This window comes from Pseudomonas syringae (genome assembly GCF_021605415.1).
Classification (GTDB): Bacteria; Pseudomonadota; Gammaproteobacteria; order Pseudomonadales; family Pseudomonadaceae; genus Aquipseudomonas; species Aquipseudomonas syringae_S.
The window spans coordinates 71,396-87,278 of record NZ_WKEQ01000011.1 but is presented as its reverse complement, the minus strand read 5'-3'; the positions used below and the strand labels follow the sequence as shown (position 1 = coordinate 87,278).

General features: G+C 58.6%; 12 protein-coding genes. 4 read left to right on the top strand and 8 right to left on the bottom strand.

Annotation, left to right across the window (positions count from 1 at the left end; genetic code table 11):
* Positions 1-245: 245 nt before the first annotated feature.
* Complete coding sequence (locus GIW69_RS10430; protein ID WP_236482310.1) at positions 246-1,667, bottom strand: amino acid permease; 1,422 nt, start codon at positions 1,665-1,667, stop codon at positions 246-248.
* 673 nt (positions 1,668-2,340) lie between these two features.
* On the opposite strand from GIW69_RS10430, the gene GIW69_RS10425 reads away from it, so the two are divergent.
* Entirely contained in the window at positions 2,341-5,484 is a 3,144-nt protein-coding gene (locus GIW69_RS10425) for a transglycosylase domain-containing protein (RefSeq protein WP_236482308.1), read from the top strand.
* A gap of 6 nt (positions 5,485-5,490) precedes the next feature.
* Here the strand turns inward: GIW69_RS10425 and GIW69_RS10420 are convergent, their stop codons facing one another.
* The 5 genes from GIW69_RS10420 to GIW69_RS10400 form a co-directional block, all read right to left on the bottom strand.
* Complete coding sequence (locus GIW69_RS10420; RefSeq protein ID WP_236482306.1) at positions 5,491-5,991, bottom strand: CS1 type fimbrial major subunit; 501 nt, start codon at positions 5,989-5,991, stop codon at positions 5,491-5,493.
* 34 nt (positions 5,992-6,025) lie between these two features.
* Positions 6,026-6,769 (bottom strand): molecular chaperone, encoded by a 744-nt coding sequence (locus GIW69_RS10415; protein WP_236482304.1) that lies wholly within the window; start codon positions 6,767-6,769, stop codon positions 6,026-6,028.
* A 44-nt stretch (positions 6,770-6,813) separates the two neighbouring features.
* Positions 6,814-8,031, bottom strand: a complete 1,218-nt coding sequence (locus GIW69_RS10410; RefSeq protein WP_236482302.1) for a hypothetical protein — start codon at positions 8,029-8,031, stop codon at positions 6,814-6,816.
* A gap of 2 nt (positions 8,032-8,033) precedes the next feature.
* Positions 8,034-10,553 (bottom strand): CS1-pili formation C-terminal domain-containing protein, encoded by a 2,520-nt coding sequence (locus tag GIW69_RS10405; protein WP_236482402.1) that lies wholly within the window; start codon positions 10,551-10,553, stop codon positions 8,034-8,036.
* 110 nt (positions 10,554-10,663) lie between these two features.
* Entirely contained in the window at positions 10,664-11,155 is a 492-nt protein-coding gene (locus tag GIW69_RS10400) for a CS1 type fimbrial major subunit (protein WP_236482301.1), read from the bottom strand.
* Positions 11,156-11,668: 513 nt separating this feature from the next.
* Between GIW69_RS10400 and GIW69_RS10395 the strand changes: the two genes are divergently transcribed.
* Both GIW69_RS10395 and GIW69_RS10390 read left to right on the top strand, forming a co-directional pair.
* Positions 11,669-12,244 carry a PadR family transcriptional regulator gene (locus GIW69_RS10395; RefSeq protein WP_236482299.1) on the top strand — a complete coding sequence of 192 codons (576 nt, stop codon included), beginning with the start codon at positions 11,669-11,671 and terminating at the stop codon, positions 12,242-12,244.
* Positions 12,241-13,026, top strand: a complete 786-nt coding sequence (locus GIW69_RS10390) for a siderophore-interacting protein (RefSeq protein WP_236482297.1) — start codon at positions 12,241-12,243, stop codon at positions 13,024-13,026. Before GIW69_RS10395 ends, GIW69_RS10390 begins: the two co-directional genes overlap by 4 nt.
* 90 nt (positions 13,027-13,116) lie before the next feature.
* On the opposite strand, the gene GIW69_RS10385 is transcribed toward GIW69_RS10390, so the two are convergent.
* Positions 13,117-13,752 carry a Pr6Pr family membrane protein gene (locus GIW69_RS10385; protein WP_236482295.1) on the bottom strand — a complete coding sequence of 212 codons (636 nt, stop codon included), beginning with the start codon at positions 13,750-13,752 and terminating at the stop codon, positions 13,117-13,119.
* A 1-nt stretch (position 13,753) separates the two neighbouring features.
* Positions 13,754-13,984: a VF530 family protein gene (locus GIW69_RS10380; protein WP_236482293.1), complete on the bottom strand. Its 231-nt coding sequence runs from the start codon at positions 13,982-13,984 to the stop codon at positions 13,754-13,756.
* A gap of 332 nt (positions 13,985-14,316) precedes the next feature.
* On the opposite strand from GIW69_RS10380, the gene GIW69_RS10375 reads away from it, so the two are divergent.
* Entirely contained in the window at positions 14,317-15,678 is a 1,362-nt protein-coding gene (locus tag GIW69_RS10375) for a carbohydrate porin (protein ID WP_236482291.1), read from the top strand.
* Positions 15,679-15,883 lie beyond the last annotated feature (205 nt).

Here is a 15,883-nt window from a genome sequence, read left to right as displayed (position 1 = left end):
ACCTGCGCCTCTGTTCACTGCTGCGCTGGAAACTGCGTTGATGAAACCTGGAAGATGACGATGCGCCAGAAATCGCCGTATGCGGGGCTTTCAGACCAGTGGTCAACGATCTAAGGATCGCAGCCTCCGGCAATTCCTACAGTCAAAATGCAGCCCCCTACAGAAGCTGCGGAACGCTGCGATTTTTTGATCTTAAAAAAAAACCCCGATCAACCGACCGGGGCTCTCGCTTTCAAACATCACTCTCAAGAAGCAGAACGCACCACACCGTGCGACGCCTCGTTGGGCTGCAACTTGAACACATAAAACAACACGGTCAGCAGCACCAGGAACGCAGGCCCGATATACAGCGCCACACGGGTGTCCGGGAAGTACGCCATCAGGCCGACGACCAGCACCAGAAACCCCAGCGCCAGATACGAACTGACCGGGTACAACCACATTTTATATTTCAGTGCAGCACGTTCGCTGGCACTCAAACCCTTACGGAATTTCAGCTGCGCCAGCAGGATCATCACCCAGGTCCAGATCGCGCCGAACGTCGCGATGGCCGTCACCCAGACGAAGACCTTTTCCGGCACCAGATAGTTGAGCAACACGCCGAGCAGCAACGCGCCGATCGACAGCAACAAGGCGCGACGCGGCACGCCGTTGCTCGACGTCTTGGCGAAACCGGCGGGGGCCTGACCGTTCTGCGCCAGGCTATAAAGCATGCGCCCGGTGCTGAAGATGCCGCCGTTGCACGACGACAGCGCGGCGGTGATGACGACGAAATTGATGATGCCGGCGGCGGTCTTGATGCCCAGGCGTTCGAAAGTCATTACGAAAGGACTGCCTTGAGTGCCGATTTCGTTCCACGGGTAAATCGACAGGATCACGAACAGCGCACCAACGTAGAACAGCAGAATCCGCCAGAACACCGAGCCGATGGCGCTGGGGATGGTCTTCTGCGGGTTCTTCGCTTCACCGGCGGTCAGGCCGATCATTTCGACACCGAGGTAGGCGAACATCACCATTTGCAGCGACATCAACACGCCTTGCACACCGTTGGGCATGAAGCCGCCATGGATCCACAGATTGGAAATGCCCAGCGCCACGCCGTCATTGCCAAAGCCGAACGCAATGATGCCGACGCCGCCGAGTACCATGGCGATGATGGTGACAATCTTGATCAGGGCGAACCAGAACTCGAACTCGCCGAAGGCTTTCACGGCGATCAGGTTGATCGAGCCCATGCTGATCAGCGCCGCGAGGGCCCAGATCCAGCGGGGCACATCGGGAAACCAGATGCCCATGTACACGGCAACGGCGGTGATTTCCGCGACGCAAGTGACCAGCCACAGAAACCAGTAATTCCAGCCGGTGAGAAAGCCCGCTAATGGGCCGAGATAGTCTTGCGCATAGCGGCTGAAAGAGCCGGCGACCGGGTTGTGCACGGCCATTTCGCCGAGGGCACGCATGATCACCAGAATCGCCAGACCGCCGATGATGTAGGAAAGCATGATCGCCGGACCGGCCATCTCGATAGCCTTGGCCGACCCGAGAAACAGACCGACACCGATGCAGGCGCCGAGCGCCATCAAGCGAATGTGCCGTTCGCCAAGTTCGCGTTTGAGCGGACCGCCCTGAGCGGTTTCGCCGTGAGGCAGGTGATTGCCGACTGGCATGGGGTACAACCTCGTCTTGTTATTGGATATGACCACAGAGTGTCGAGGCGTCGACCGATAAGCCTTCGCCTCCCGTCACCGCGCCTGCTTCGTGGGCAAACGCGTCGTGCAGGACAAGCTGCACGATCAGCGGGGCGTTCAGTATAAAAAGGCTTTCGCGGGATTTTTCACTCTATAAACAAAAGCATTCAGCACTAATTCTCGTGAATCAACGGCATGACCCATGACAACACCTGGCTACCAGCCGAAAACTCACGGGAAAATTGGCGCGCGAGTATTGCACAGCATTGGTGCAGCGTCATGCCCCAGCGCCGATGGCGATGATCGTGCGAAGGCTCTACACCGGGGCGTCGAGAACATATACGGCGAAATGTCTGTGGTGATAGAACGTGCAGGTGATAAGCGGGCTTGCCTGTGAGCGAGGGGCTTGCCCCCGTTGCGTGAAGCACTGCCAAAACCGGCAAATCCTGACCACCTGACTCGCCGCACCAACGGAATCAACGAACGCTGCGCCAGCAACCGAAGGCACTCTCCTGCCACCAGAGCTCAATGTTTACTTCTGTTTTTTCAGATGATTAGCCGTCAGTTAAGCGCCACAATTTTTTCACCAGTGCCAACCACCGTCTAAGCTTCAGACAAGTCCGATCAATCTGCGTGAATGGATCAGTCGACTATGGGCGCTTTGTGGCAAACCGATTCGAGTAAAACCGTGGTTCCGACTGAACGTATGGATGAAGCGCCTTCACCTGAAAAACCCCGTCGCAACCGGCATGGCTGGAAGGCCTTCTGGTTGCTGGTGTTGATCATTGCGATTGTGGTGGGATTGGCGGCGAGCAAAGAAATGCGCACTTCACGTTTTCAGTCTCGTGAAGCGAGCAAGTACGCGGCGTCCCTGACTTATGAACTGCAACCAGGCCCCAGCGAGGCGATCCGCTATCCCGGCAATGGCCCGTTCGATCTGCGTCTGGGCTACAGCGCTATGGATGAATTCTTGCCGCGTCTGCTCAAGCGCGATTACGTGATCAGCGAGCAGACCCGATTCTCCCCGGCCTTGATGGGTTACAGCGACAAGGGTCTGTTCGTGCCGTACGCCGAGAAAATCCAGGCCGGCCTGACGATCACTGACTGCCGCGCCGCCCCGCTCTATCAGTACAAATACCCGCAACAGTTATATGCGAGTTTTGCCGCCATTCCGCCGGTGGTGGTCAGCAGCCTGCTGTTTATCGAAAACCGCTTTCTGCTCGACCCCAAACAGCCACTGGCCAACCCGGCGGTCGACTGGCCGCGCTTTGGCATGGCCGCCTATTCACAAGTGGCAAAGTTGCTGCACCTGCCCGGTCAATCCGCCGGCGGCAGCACATTAGCGACGCAACTTGAAAAGTATCGGCACTCGCCGGAGGGTCTGACGGTGTCCGGCGCAGAAAAGATTCGCCAGATGATTTCAGCCAGCGTGCGTGCCTATCAGGCCGGCCCGCAAACCCTGGTGGCGCGGCAGAACATCGTTCGCGACTACCTCAACAGCGTGCCATTGTCGGCGGTGCCCGGGCACGGTGAAGTGCATGGCATGGCCGAAGGTCTGCGCGTCTGGTACGGCGCCGATTTCAACAAGGCCAACGAAGCACTGTCGAGCCCGGCGACGGATGCAAAAACCATGGCCGCCAAAGGCCTGGCCCTGCGTGAAATGCTCTCATTGATGATTGCCCAGCGCCGCCCTTCCCACTATCTCAACAAGGGCCGTGAAGAACTCATCGACCTCACCGACAGCCACTTGCGCGTGCTCAAAAAGAACGGCGTGATCGACGCTGCCTTGGCCGATGCGGCACTGGCCAGCAACATCAGTTATCGCGATTGGCAGACTCAACCGACTATCCAGCCTATTGAAACCAATAAGGGCATCAGTGCCGCCCGCACCCGTCTGGCGTCCATGCTCAATCGCCCGCTGTACGACCTCGACCGCCTCGACCTCTCCGCCACCAGCACCTTGCAAGGCGAACTGCAAACCCAGGCCACCGAGTACCTGAAAAAACTCGCCGACCCGGCCTTCGCCGCGCAGATCGGCTTGCTTGGCGAACGCCTGTTGACCCCCACCAGCACCACACAAGTGCGCTACAGCTTTACGCTGTTCGAACTGACGCCGGACGGCTCACGGGTGCGGGTGCAGACCGACAGCACCGATCAGCCGTTCGACATCAACGAAGGCAGCAAGCTGGAATTGGGCTCAACGGCGAAGATGCGCGTGATGACCACGTACCTGCAGATCATTTCCGAGTTGCACGACAAGTACGCCGGCCTGTCCGTACCGGAGCTGAAGAAAGTCGATGTCCCGGATCAAGATCGACTGAGCCGCTGGGTCGTCGATTACCTGATCCAGAACAAGGATCGCAACTTGCAAACCCTGCTTGGCGCCGCTCTGGATCGCAAATACTCGGCCAGCCCCGGCGAGGCGTTTTTCACCGGTGGCGGCCTGCACACGTTCCACAACTTCCGCAAGGAAGACAACGGACGCATACCGACCCTGCGCGATGCGTTACGCGAATCGATCAACCTGCCGTTCATTCGGCTGATGCGCGATCTGGTGCGCTATACCACCTATTCCGGGCCGAACAACAGCGCCGAACTGCTCAAGGACGATCGCGACCCACGGCGTCAGGAATACCTGGCGTCATTTGCCGACCGCGAAGGCACGACGTTCCAGCTCAAGTTCTGGAAAAAATACAAAAACAAGAACACCCAGGCGCGTCTGGAAACCTTTCTCGACAGCATGCGGCCGACGCCGATCCGCATGGCCGCCGTGCATCGTTATCTGTTTCCGCATGCCGAACAGGCCGAATTCAACACCTTCGTGCGGGCACACCTGAAAGGCGCCAAGCTCAACGAAAAACTCACCGATGAACGCCTTGAACGGCTTTACCTCGCCTACGGCCCGGGCACCTATGACCTGCCGGATCAAGGCTTCATCGCCAAAGTGCATCCACTGGATCTCTGGATGATGGGCTATCTGTTGAATCACCCGGACGCCACCCTCGGCGAGATCGTCAAGGCCAGCCATTTCGAGCGTCAGGAAGTCTACAGCTGGCTGTTCAAGAGCAGGCACAAGGGCGCTCGCGACAGCCGGATCCGCACCATGCTGGAGATCGAAGCGTTTCTCGACATTCATCAGCGCTGGCAAAAAGTCGGTTACCCGTTCGATCACCTCGTACCGTCGCTGGCCACCGCCATCGGCAGTTCCGGCGATCGTCCGGCGGCGCTGGCGGAACTGATCGGCACCATTCTCAACGATGGTGTGCGCATGCCGACCTTGCGCATCGACAGTCTGCATTTCGCCACCGGCACACCTTACGAAACCCGCGTGGTCAACGATCCGCACGTGGGCAAGCGAGTGATGCCATCTGAAGTCGCGACGGCCATGCGCGAAGCGCTTTCGCAAGTGGTGGATGCCGGTACGGCCAAACGGGTGTCCGGCAGTTTCAAACTGGCCGATGGCAGCCCTCTGGCCATGGGCGGCAAGACCGGGACCGGCGACAACCGCATCGCAGCCTTCGGTTCCGGCGGACGGATTCTCAGCTCGAAATCAATCAACCGCACGGCGACGTTCGTGTTCTTCATCGGCGACAACCATTTCGGCACGCTCACCGCGTTCGTGCCCGGCGCCTCGGCGGAGAACTTCAAGTTCACCTCGGCGCTGCCCGTGCAAGTGCTCAAAGGCATGGCGCCGATTCTCACGCCGTATTTGCAACCGGGCAGTGACTCGCAATGCCGTCCGGCTGAACCGGCACAAGTGGCCAGCACCGCGTCGCAGGCATCTCGGCCCCATTGAGCGATCTCAGGCGCCCGGGGCCTTGGCGTTGAACAGCAACATCACGTTGCCGCGGTAATCTCCGGCGCGGTAACCGTTGACGGGCTGCTGCGGTTCGATATCAAGCAGCACCCGCGTGCCTGCTGCGGCATCCTCGGCGGTGACCACCTGCCGGGGGATCATGTCCGGACTCAACTCGACACCGTTGAAGCTGACCCGCAATGGAATGTCATCGCTTTGCCGGCCATTAGAGAGATAAGCCGCACTTTCCAGCCGCGCCTCAATGGCACTGGTGTCGTGCCGCACATCGAAATACTTGCGCACGCTGCTCAGGCGAGAAGTGGGGTAATCCCAATGCAGGCGTTGAGCCTGGTGAATCCAGCCTGGCTCAGCCGGCACGATGAAAAACGCGCGGCCCGGGATGGTCAGGGACACTTCAAAGGTATGTTCCTCTCGAGCCGCCCCGGCCAAGCCGCTTATCAAGGCGCTAATGGCTGCTACCACAAAACCGGCGCTGTGCTTGATCATGTTCGTTACCTGTCACTTGCATTGAAAGCGGCCATCAGCGGCTCACCACTTTGAGGTTCGTCTTCGTCGCGCCTTCCACCAGCATGAACCGGTATTCGCGCCCCTTTTCCTTGTCAAAAGCAAAACGCTTACCCGCCAGCACATGATGTTTGGTGGTCGGCCCGCAATCGGTTTCCTTGGTCAGCGAGCAGCTACGGAACTCATCGACGATCACCACGGTGTTGCCATCATTGCGCAGCTCGTATCGCTCGGCGGTGTCTTCGATAACCGTGGCGAATCGGGCATCTTTTGGCCGCACGAAGAAAATTGTGCCGAACCCGGTCATTACGTTGACCCCCGCCGACAATGTCTTCTTGTAGTCCTCGCGCTCCTCCTGGCTGACGATGAACTCGTCTTCCTTCTCCGGCACCACCGGCACGAAACGCACGCGAAAATAGCGCTCGCGGTCACGCTCGCCCATGTACAACAGACGCGTGCCCTGCATGCCTTTCGCGGGGACGATCAAGCGCGCCGGGCTTGCCATCACGCCGTTGCGCGAGGCGCCATCGGCGGCCGTCTGCACCGGCACTTCCTGCGGCTTGCCCTCGGCGTCGTAAACGATTTCCAGCACATTGACCTTGACGAAAGCGGTACTGTCACCGCTGTTGAACACCCGTTTCAGGTAGGTGCTTTTATCCGCATCGAGGTAGTCGTACACCGCGCCGACGTTGATTTGCGGCCCTGCTTGCGCCACACCGCACATCGCTGCGAATACCCACGGAAAAAAACCACGTTTCATCGATTTCGACTCCCAGAAAAATGCAGATGGCTGATCCCGGCGATTCAAACTTCCGAGTCCCAGATGATGGTGATATTGGTGGACATCACACCGCTGACCCCGGGTTTGAGCAGGTTATTGATGGCATCGCCGGGGATATCGAAATGCAGGACACCGGCCTTGCGATCCAGATATTGAGTCGGCTGAAACGGCATGCTCCAGGTGTTATGCCGCAACGGATACCGGTTGACCGGCCCACCGCTTTCATTGGTCAGGCCCGCCGGCAAGGTGAGGTAGGTGCGCACATCCGTGGAGTTGCCGCCGGCGCCATACATCTTGCAGCGCTCGCCGCCGTTGGAGTTTTGGCACTGCATCATCACCTTGAATCGCGACGAGGCCGAGACATAGAACATTTGGTCGCGGTAGATCCGGGCCGGCTTGCGACCGCCATTGATCCATTGCTGCCAGCCGCCCTCAGGTTCCAGGGCAACCTTGTCGCCGCCCGGTGGCAAGGTGATTTTCAAGGTGTGTTGAACGTCCAGCACAAAGTCGAGCATCAACTGGGAGTCATTCGGCTGCATCTGCGACCCCATATCGAAATCCATACCCGGTCCGATGGTGTACAACAACGACCCGGTGTATAGACCCGATGACATCGCCAACGGATTGGGTGTGCGCAATTCGTAGGCAAAATCCAGCGTATCGAAAGCCATGCGCGGGATTTTGAAAGCGGCTTCTTTCGCGCATTGCGCTTCCACCGGCGACTTCCAGAAAAAACGATAAAAGTTGTCGCCGAATACGCCCACACCGCTGTATCGACAGGGCGCAGGTGCATAAACCCAGCTGTTGCTCGTCCACAGTTTTCGGTGACCTTCGAGCGGATCCGTCACCCCGACCAGATCGGCGGCGTTGTGGCTCAAAACGTATTTAGAGCCGAAGCCGATAATGCGCACCTCAACGGTTTCCGCTTCCTGGGTCTCGCTGTTGGTGACCGTCAATTGCCGCCAGTTGGCCGGCACTTTCATCGCGATGCTGTCACCGGGCGCGATTTCGCCACTGGAATCAAAGCGCAGCGGTAGCTGGATGCTGAACATGCCGTTCTCCGTGCACTCGGCCGGCAGATCTGCGCAATAACCGCTGTTCGGTGTCTTGTTGATGAATACGTTTTTGTGGGGCTGTGCAGGATCGGGCTGGAACAACGCCCGGATTTCGCGGCTCGCCGCTTGTGCCGAGGTCATGCTCATCAACGTCAGCAACCCTAGCAACGCTGTGGATTTCTTCATGCTCAACCCGCCTTCTGTTCGGTGGACGTGACGTCGGCCAGCGTGTCCGGCGTACAACGCAGGTCACCGATCATCAACACGTTGTTTTCACTGCGATGGCGATCCGCTTCGAGACGGAACTGGCACAGCAACTGATTGCCCTGACGCACTTCCAGCGTCGGTGAGCCGGCGTTCATCTCCATCGAGAAGAACCCGTCGACTTCGGTTACCCCGCGACTGGCGTGATTGATCACGTGATGGCCCTTGAGCGGCAGGCCTTGAGCATCGACCAGACGGCCGAGCACGGTCAGGGTTTTCATCACGCGGATCTTGCGATACTCCACGCCGCCCTTGTTCAAGTGGTAGCGGGTTCGGGCCGGTGCGATGGTGGCGGCCGGGACGTTGTTGCCTTCAAAGTCGAAACTCACCGAGCTGTTTTGATACGCCGTGATCGGAATGAAATTACGCCCCGGCTTCAGTGCCGCGCTGCCACCGCTGAAGTCGTCAGCGCGCAAGGCAATGTTCTCGATATCGGACTCGACATCGACGATCATGCCGGCGCCACGCATTTCATGCTGGCTGGTCATCAGCATCTTTTCGCCGCCGACCACCAGTGTGCTGTCCAGGTTCAGGCCACCGGTAAGGTTGCCGTTGTAGGACGAGCGCTGGACGAATCCGTCGCCATTAACCGCATCGGTGCGGAAATTGGCCAGGCTCGACAGGCCGAAGCCATAGGTGTCGGTCAACGCCGTCACCGAAACGTTTTGCAGCACGTGATCCGTGAGGTTTTTGCGCCAGCCGAGGGAGGCGTTGTTGTCACGGCCGCCGTCGCGGTCGGTGCGCGAGCCGATGCTGCCGGTCAACTGCTCGCCGGGAGCCCCCAAGGCAATGTTGATGCTCAAATCAACGCCGCGATTGCGCGCATCGCCACTGCTGTAACTGCCGGGCCGGTCGAACAACGACAAGCGCCAGTTGCCATCGCTGCCAAATACCGTGGTGCGCTGGTTCCAGCCGAGATCGACGCCCATGCCTTCGACGTTGCCTTCGCTGTGGGACACCCGCGCATTGATCGAGCTTTTGCTGGTGATACGGTGATTGAGCGCCAGCGAAGAGTTGCTCGTCTGGCCGATAAACACATTGCGTTGCCGCACCCGCGTGCCATCCGGCAATGTGTCGTAAGTGTCAGTGGTATCAAGCCAGCTGCGGGTATGGCTGAGTACAAGGCTACCGGCGCCATAGCTATAAAGGCTTTGCAGATCCAGGCCGGTACCGTGATCGCGGGTTTGATAAACATTGGCGAACAGGCTGATGTGGTTGGCCAGCGTCCAGTCGATGGACGTGCCGTATTGCAGCTTTTCGCGGATCTGCCGGGCGGACAGGCCCAGGATCACACGCGGGTGCATCAGGTAGTTCACCGAGGCGCCTGCCGTCGGGCTGCCGCTGGACTGCTGATCCCAGTTACTGAGCAGCTTGCTCTCTTCACCGGCGAACACGTTATATCGCCAGCGGTCATCGAGATTGCGCCAGTTGCTGGGCTTGTACACCAGCTCCTGAGTGGTGGAGGTGATCTGTCCATCTTCGATCAGGCGCACTTCCACTTCATAGATCCCGCCGGGCAATGGCCGGGTATCAAGGGTCTGCAAACCGGCGGGCACTGATTGAGTGTTGATCAGTAAACCTTCGCGATAAATCTCTACCGACCCTTGCCGGTTGGCCGTGACGTAAATCGGATAAACACTGGGCATCGCGCTGTTGATGGCCAGGCTGTCGGAACTGCCGGCCATGACGCCGACCGCCGTGTCGGGACTGGTGCCGAACGTGCGCGGCTGGCGGGTCAGCCCTTCGGAAGTGGGAGTGAAGTAGCCCAGGCGAAAGAAATTGCCTCGCAGTTCGCGCTGGGTGTAAAGCTCATGAACTGCGTGATAGAGCTTGTCGTCCGGGCCGCCGAGGCGCGCCACTTGCAGGTTCAACGCCTGACTCCAGTTACCCAGGCTGCCGCTCGCTTCCAACCCGAAGCGCCCGCCCAGATCCTGATCCTGGCCGCCGTTGAGATTGAGCTGATTACGCACCATCAAGCCGTGGCTGCCGCCTTCGGGTTGATCGTAATAACGCTTGGCTTCAAGGTCCCGCTCGGCATTTTGCGTGAGGATCGAGACCAGCGAGTTTTCCAGGTTGTAGTGCACGGCCAACACACCGTCCGGACACGAGCCGGAGCAGTTGCCCAGCGGTACGCCCGGTTTCAGGTAACCGGCCCATTTTTCCCTCTCGGCGCTGCCGAAACGGTTTTCGCTGGTATCGGTGAATTCGAGCAGGGTGATGCGATCATCGCGGGACAACACGACCATCGCCTCGCCCAGCGGCTGGCGGTCGAGTTCCACCCGAACAGCCAGAGGCACATCAAAGAAATGCTCCTCGAAATCCGCAGGCAGGCCTTTGGCCTGGGCCAGAAGACTGCGCGGTGTCGTACCGGCGGGATCGGATGCCGCCGCGCTGGCACAAAACAACAGCGCAAGCGCGGCCGCGATGGATGTCATCGGGAACATGAACTCGTACTCTGATTTCGACAAGTTGAAATCCGGCGGACTAGCCAGCTGGAGGTGTCCGCCGGGTTACGCGACGGGGAACGTCGACGCTGAAGCGCTTGATCAGGCGATCAAGGAGTAATGACCGGTGGCACCGCATCAAATGTCATGGTGACGGCACCGGTATAATCGCCCGGCGCAAACGACGAACCTTTCGCACTGATTTTCAGTGGCGCGCGATAGTTCACGTTGGACTCACTTTCACCCACAACCATTTGTGGGGTCAGGGTCAGTTCCTTGTTGTTGAACATCACTTGCAAATCAATGCTATTGGCGCCGGAGATCAGTTTCGGTGCCGCCTCCAGGCTCGCATGAACCGAACCGTCGATGTTGCGCACATCGAAGAAGCCGTTCACTTCTTTCATCTTGCCGGTGTTCGGGAGGAAACTCATGTCCTGATCCTTGTCGACCAGGTCAGCATCAGTCGGCACCACATAGAAACCGTTAGTCGGTACATGGGCGATAAGGCTGATGGATTGGCGCGCTTCACCGGCAGCGAAGGCCATGGAGGAACCCAGCGCCAGAAAAGCCAGCGGGGCGGCGATTGCGAATTTCTTGAGCATCGGTCAGTACCTGTTTTCTTGAAGGATCGATTGATTGAAAGTTCCAACAACACCCGTTTTCAACACAGGCAATATTGTCAACTTTCAATGCCGGAACATGATCAAGGGTTTGCTTCAGAAAGTAAGCAGGCAACTTCCGATGAGCACGTAGTTCATCCAACCCACGACTGGAAAGAAAAAAGAACAAAAAACACCAAAACAACTCAATAACTGTAAGTTACTTCTTACATACAGTTGCGAAAAAACCATACAGCAATCAGAACCTTTCAAACCAGACTTTGAAAACCGAACATATCATCTTGCTTATTAATAGAGCGATCACTTTAACTTCAAGGTTACAACTTTCTTTATTCATGTTGATCGATTGTCAAAAGCGGTGCCTTGCGCTCAGCGACGACGACCGCCACGACCCTCCACTCGTCGACCCGACGTCTGAGGCAGCCAAAAAGGCCTTGCTCTCGTCAGAAGATATATCTTAAGTTGTATCTAAACACGACGAGAGAAGACGAAAAAATGAGAGACCATCATTCCCCCCACCGTGAACATGGCGACAGCCGCGACGGCTTCGAGAGACGGCCCGGACGCGGCCCCGGCGGGCGAGGCCCACGGGTTTTTGCGCCCGGCGACTTGAAACTGCTGCTGCTGGCGTTGATTGCCGAACAGCCCTGCCATGGCTATGACCTGATCCGCCAGATCGAAGGCATGTTCGAGGGCGCCTACAGCCCCAGCCCTGGCGTGATCTACCCGACGCTGACCTTTCTGGAAGAAAGCGAGCTGATCTCAGGCGACGCCGAGGGCGGCAAAAAACGCTATGCCGTGACCGATGCAGGCAAAGTATCCCTGAGTGAACAAGCGGTGGCCCTCGATGGCGTGCGCATGCGTATCGAAGTCAGCAAACGTTCGCTTCGCGGCCAGGATCGACCGCCGGAAATTCACGAGGCGGTGCACAACCTGCGCCACGCTTTACACATGCATCACGGGCGCTGGAGCCCGGAAGAGATCCGCCGCGTGGCCGCTCTGCTCAATGACACCGCCAAAGCCATTGTCGACGGCCCTGCCCTTCAGTCTGCACAGGAGATTTCTGAATGACCGACGTTGATACCCAAGGCATCCACCGGGTGATGCACGAAATCAAACGCCGCCGCCTCGAAGTGCTGCGGGTGGTCGACCTGACGCCGCGCATGCGCCGTATTACGGTGGGCGGGCCGGAACTGGCCGGGTTCGTCAGTCTCGGCACCGATGACCACGTCAAATTGCTATTCCCGCAGAATGCCGAACAGGTCGCTGCGCTCGAAACCCTGGTGCTTGGCGCCGGCAAGGACAACGGCCCGATGCCGGAAATGCGCGACTACACCCCGCGTCGCTACGATCTCGACACGCTGGAACTGGACATCGACTTCGTCCTGCACGGCGACGGCCCAGCGTCCACTTGGGCGGAACAAGCCGAGCCAGGGCAATTCCTGCACATTGGCGGGCCGCGCGGCTCGATGATCGTGCCGGATATCTTTGACAGCTACCTGTTGATCGGCGACGAAACCGCCCTGCCCGCCATCGCTCGTCGACTCGAAGGCCTGGCGGCCAATCGCAAGGCACTGGTGGTGGTCGAAGTGGAAAACGGCAAGGAGCAACAAGCGCTGGAGAGCGCCGCGCAGGTCAACGTGATCTGGGTGCTGCGCGAAGGCGGGAAGGACAATTTGATGACCACCGTCAAACAATTGCAGGTGCCCAAGGGCAATCTGTATGCGTGGGTGGCGACGGAGAGCAAGGTTTCGCGGCAGATCCGCCGGGTGCTGCTCGATGAGCACGGGCTCGACGATAAATTCGTCAAGGCTGCAGGCTACTGGCGTGCGGAAGGTTCAGAAGACGAATAATTTTTCCTGTCACAGCGAGCCTGCTCGCGATGGGGTGGGTCAGTCATTTTGAAGGTGACAGATATACCGCTATCGCGAGCAGGCTCACTCCTACAGGGTCGCGCGCCAGCGATCTGTTGCGATCATTACCAACCCGATCACCACAAACCCCACCAATATCCCTCCGGCATTGGCAAACACCTGTGGATAACCCAGCGCGGCAACGTCGATGAATGGATAGGCATACGCCCCCAGCAAGTGCCCGCGCAGCAGGGCGTAAGCGAAATACACCGCCGGGTAAATCAGCCACAGCGGCAAATGCCAGAGACGCAACGTCCCTTTCGGCACGCACCACCACCAATACCCAAGAAACACCAGCGGCATCACGTCGTGCAACAGCTCATCGGCGATGAATTGCCAGCCTTGCGGGTGCCACAGATGACGCAGCAATACACTGTATGCCAGGCCGACCACAGCGATGCTGACGGCAATTGCGCTGCTCACCGAGGGACGCAGAAACCAACGCTGTACGGCGGATTCGCGCGCGGTCACGGCACAGGTCAGCACCGTCGCCACCAGCGTGTTGGTCAATACAGTGAAGTAGCTGAAAAAACTCACCAGCCCACCGAGCAGACTGGCGTCGACACTAAAGCGGGCCAGGAAAATCAGATACAGCTGAATGCTCAGACCGGCCCAACCAACCACGGCGGCCAGAAAGATCAGACGATGCCGCGCCACAGTGTTCATCTCAGACCGGTCGCTTGGTGCGCATCAACTTGACGTACAAGCGCTCGACCTTCTCGCGCGCCCACGGCGTCTTGCGCAAAAAGGTCAGGCTCGACTTGATGCTTGGGTCGCTTTTGAAGCAGCGGATATCGACGCGCTCAGCCAGGCCCGACCATTCGTAATGAGTCACCAGCGCAGTGAGGATCTGTTCGAGGGTGACACCGTGCAGCGGATCGGGATTGTGGTCGGTCATGGCAGGCCTTGGGGCAAAGTAAAACGGCGGAAGGCGCGCACCTTAGCCGAGGGAATGATCAGGTGGAAGGCCTTCACTTAAATGTAGGTGAAACCGAAAAATCGCGCCCCGTGCAGGAGCTGCCGCAGGCTCGGGCTGCGGCAGCTCCCACAGGTGTGACATGCGACATTTTGGCGACTGTTACCGATTCCGAAAGAATGCATGTCTGCAAAAGCGCTTTCTCTATTTGTAACAGAACATTATCCTGCCGCTCGTCCGCTGAATCGCTTCTGCCTGCGTCATATCGTAGCGGCCAACTCATCCCCAGAAAAAAGATCAAGAAAGCCATTTTTATGCCCGATTTTCCGTTACTCCGAGACAGCGCTATCTCTTCCTTGCGCCTTTTCGGTGGCTGCACCGCTCTCGGCCTCGCCACCTGTGCAAACGCTGCTCCCGCCTTCGACAACGACTCACCGTGGATGCTCGGTGACTGGAACGGCACCCGTAGCGAACTGGCGGAAAAAGGCTACGACTTCAAGCTCGATTACACCGGCGAGATGGGCAGCAATCTGCACGGCGGTTACGACCACGATCGCACCGCGCGCTACAGCGACCAGTTCGGCTTCGGCACGCATTTTGATCTGCAAAAGATCCTCGGCTGGGACGACGCCGAGTTTCAACTGACGATCACCAAACGCAGCGGCAACAACATCAGCAACGACCGCATCAACGATCCGCGCGTCGGCGGCTTCACCTCGGCGCAGGAAGTCTGGGGCCGTGGGCAGACCACACGCCTGACGCAGATGTGGTATCAGCAAAAATTCTTCGACCAGAAACTCGACATCAAGGTCGGCCGTTTCGGCGAAGGCGAAGACTTCAACACCTTCCCATGCGATTTCCAGAACCTGGCGTTCTGCGGCTCGCAAGTGGGTAACTGGGTCGGCGGCATCTGGTACAACTGGCCGGTCAGCCAGTGGGCGATGCGCGTCAAATATCACCTGACGCCTGAGCTTTATGCACAGGTTGGTGCGTATGAGCAGAACCCGTCCAACCTCGATCGCGGCAACGGCTTCAAACTCAGCGGCAGCGGCACCCAAGGTGCGGTGTTGCCGGTGGAACTGGTGTGGTCGCCAACACTCAACGGCCTGCCGGGCGAATATCGCGCCGGTTATTACTACAGCAACGCCAAGGCCACCGATGCTTATAAAGATCGGAACGGCCAACCGGCAGCGCTCAGCGGCGAAGCCTATCGCAGCGCGTCGAGCAAACACGGCGTGTGGCTCGGCGTGCAACAGCAGATCACCAGCGTTGCCAGCGACAACAGTCGCGGCTTGAGCGTGTTCGCCAACGGCACGATGCACGACAAGAAAACCAACGCGATCGACAACTATGTCCAGGCCGGCGTCGTCTACAAAGGCCTGTTCGACGCCCGCGCCAGGGACGACATCGGTTTCGCGCTGGCCCGCGTCCACGTCAATCCGGCCTACCGCAAGAACGCCGAAGCGACCAATCAGGCCCGCGCCGTCTATGACTACGACGACCCGTCCTATCTGCCGCCGCAAGACACCGAATACAGCGCAGAACTCTATTACGGCGTACACGTCACGAATTGGCTGACCGTGCGCCCGAACCTGCAATACATCCGCCACCCGGGCGGTGTGGACAAGGTCGACGACGCGCTGATCGGCGGGATCAAGATCCAGTCGTCCTTCTAACCCACACCGCAAAAACCTGTGGGAACTGGCTTGCCACCGATAGCGATTTCACGTCCAACATTGAAGTCGCCTGGCACACCGCCATCACTGGCAGGCCAGCTCCCACAGGAACCGAATCACCCGAACACTTTTTAACTGAACCATGCCCGCGCCAGATCGTCATCTACAGTGATTACTGCGTGGGATTACTTGAAACGTCACGGAG

What these genes read in the sequence shown, in the direction of transcription:
- GIW69_RS10430 (WP_236482310.1), bottom strand. Translation starts at nt 1,667, where the DNA reads ATGCCAGTCGGCAATCACCTGCCTCACGGCGAAACCGCTCAGGGCGGT.
- GIW69_RS10425 (WP_236482308.1), top strand. Translation starts at nt 2,341, where the DNA reads ATGGGCGCTTTGTGGCAAACCGATTCGAGTAAAACCGTGGTTCCGACT.
- GIW69_RS10420 (WP_236482306.1), bottom strand. Translation starts at nt 5,991, where the DNA reads ATGATCAAGCACAGCGCCGGTTTTGTGGTAGCAGCCATTAGCGCCTTG.
- GIW69_RS10415 (WP_236482304.1), bottom strand. Translation starts at nt 6,769, where the DNA reads ATGAAACGTGGTTTTTTTCCGTGGGTATTCGCAGCGATGTGCGGTGTG.
- GIW69_RS10410 (WP_236482302.1), bottom strand. Translation starts at nt 8,031, where the DNA reads ATGAAGAAATCCACAGCGTTGCTAGGGTTGCTGACGTTGATGAGCATG.
- GIW69_RS10405 (WP_236482402.1), bottom strand. Translation starts at nt 10,553, where the DNA reads ATGTTCCCGATGACATCCATCGCGGCCGCGCTTGCGCTGTTGTTTTGT.
- GIW69_RS10400 (WP_236482301.1), bottom strand. Translation starts at nt 11,155, where the DNA reads ATGCTCAAGAAATTCGCAATCGCCGCCCCGCTGGCTTTTCTGGCGCTG.
- GIW69_RS10395 (WP_236482299.1), top strand. Translation starts at nt 11,669, where the DNA reads ATGAGAGACCATCATTCCCCCCACCGTGAACATGGCGACAGCCGCGAC.
- GIW69_RS10390 (WP_236482297.1), top strand. Translation starts at nt 12,241, where the DNA reads ATGACCGACGTTGATACCCAAGGCATCCACCGGGTGATGCACGAAATC.
- GIW69_RS10385 (WP_236482295.1), bottom strand. Translation starts at nt 13,752, where the DNA reads ATGAACACTGTGGCGCGGCATCGTCTGATCTTTCTGGCCGCCGTGGTT.
- GIW69_RS10380 (WP_236482293.1), bottom strand. Translation starts at nt 13,984, where the DNA reads ATGACCGACCACAATCCCGATCCGCTGCACGGTGTCACCCTCGAACAG.
- GIW69_RS10375 (WP_236482291.1), top strand. Translation starts at nt 14,317, where the DNA reads ATGCCCGATTTTCCGTTACTCCGAGACAGCGCTATCTCTTCCTTGCGC.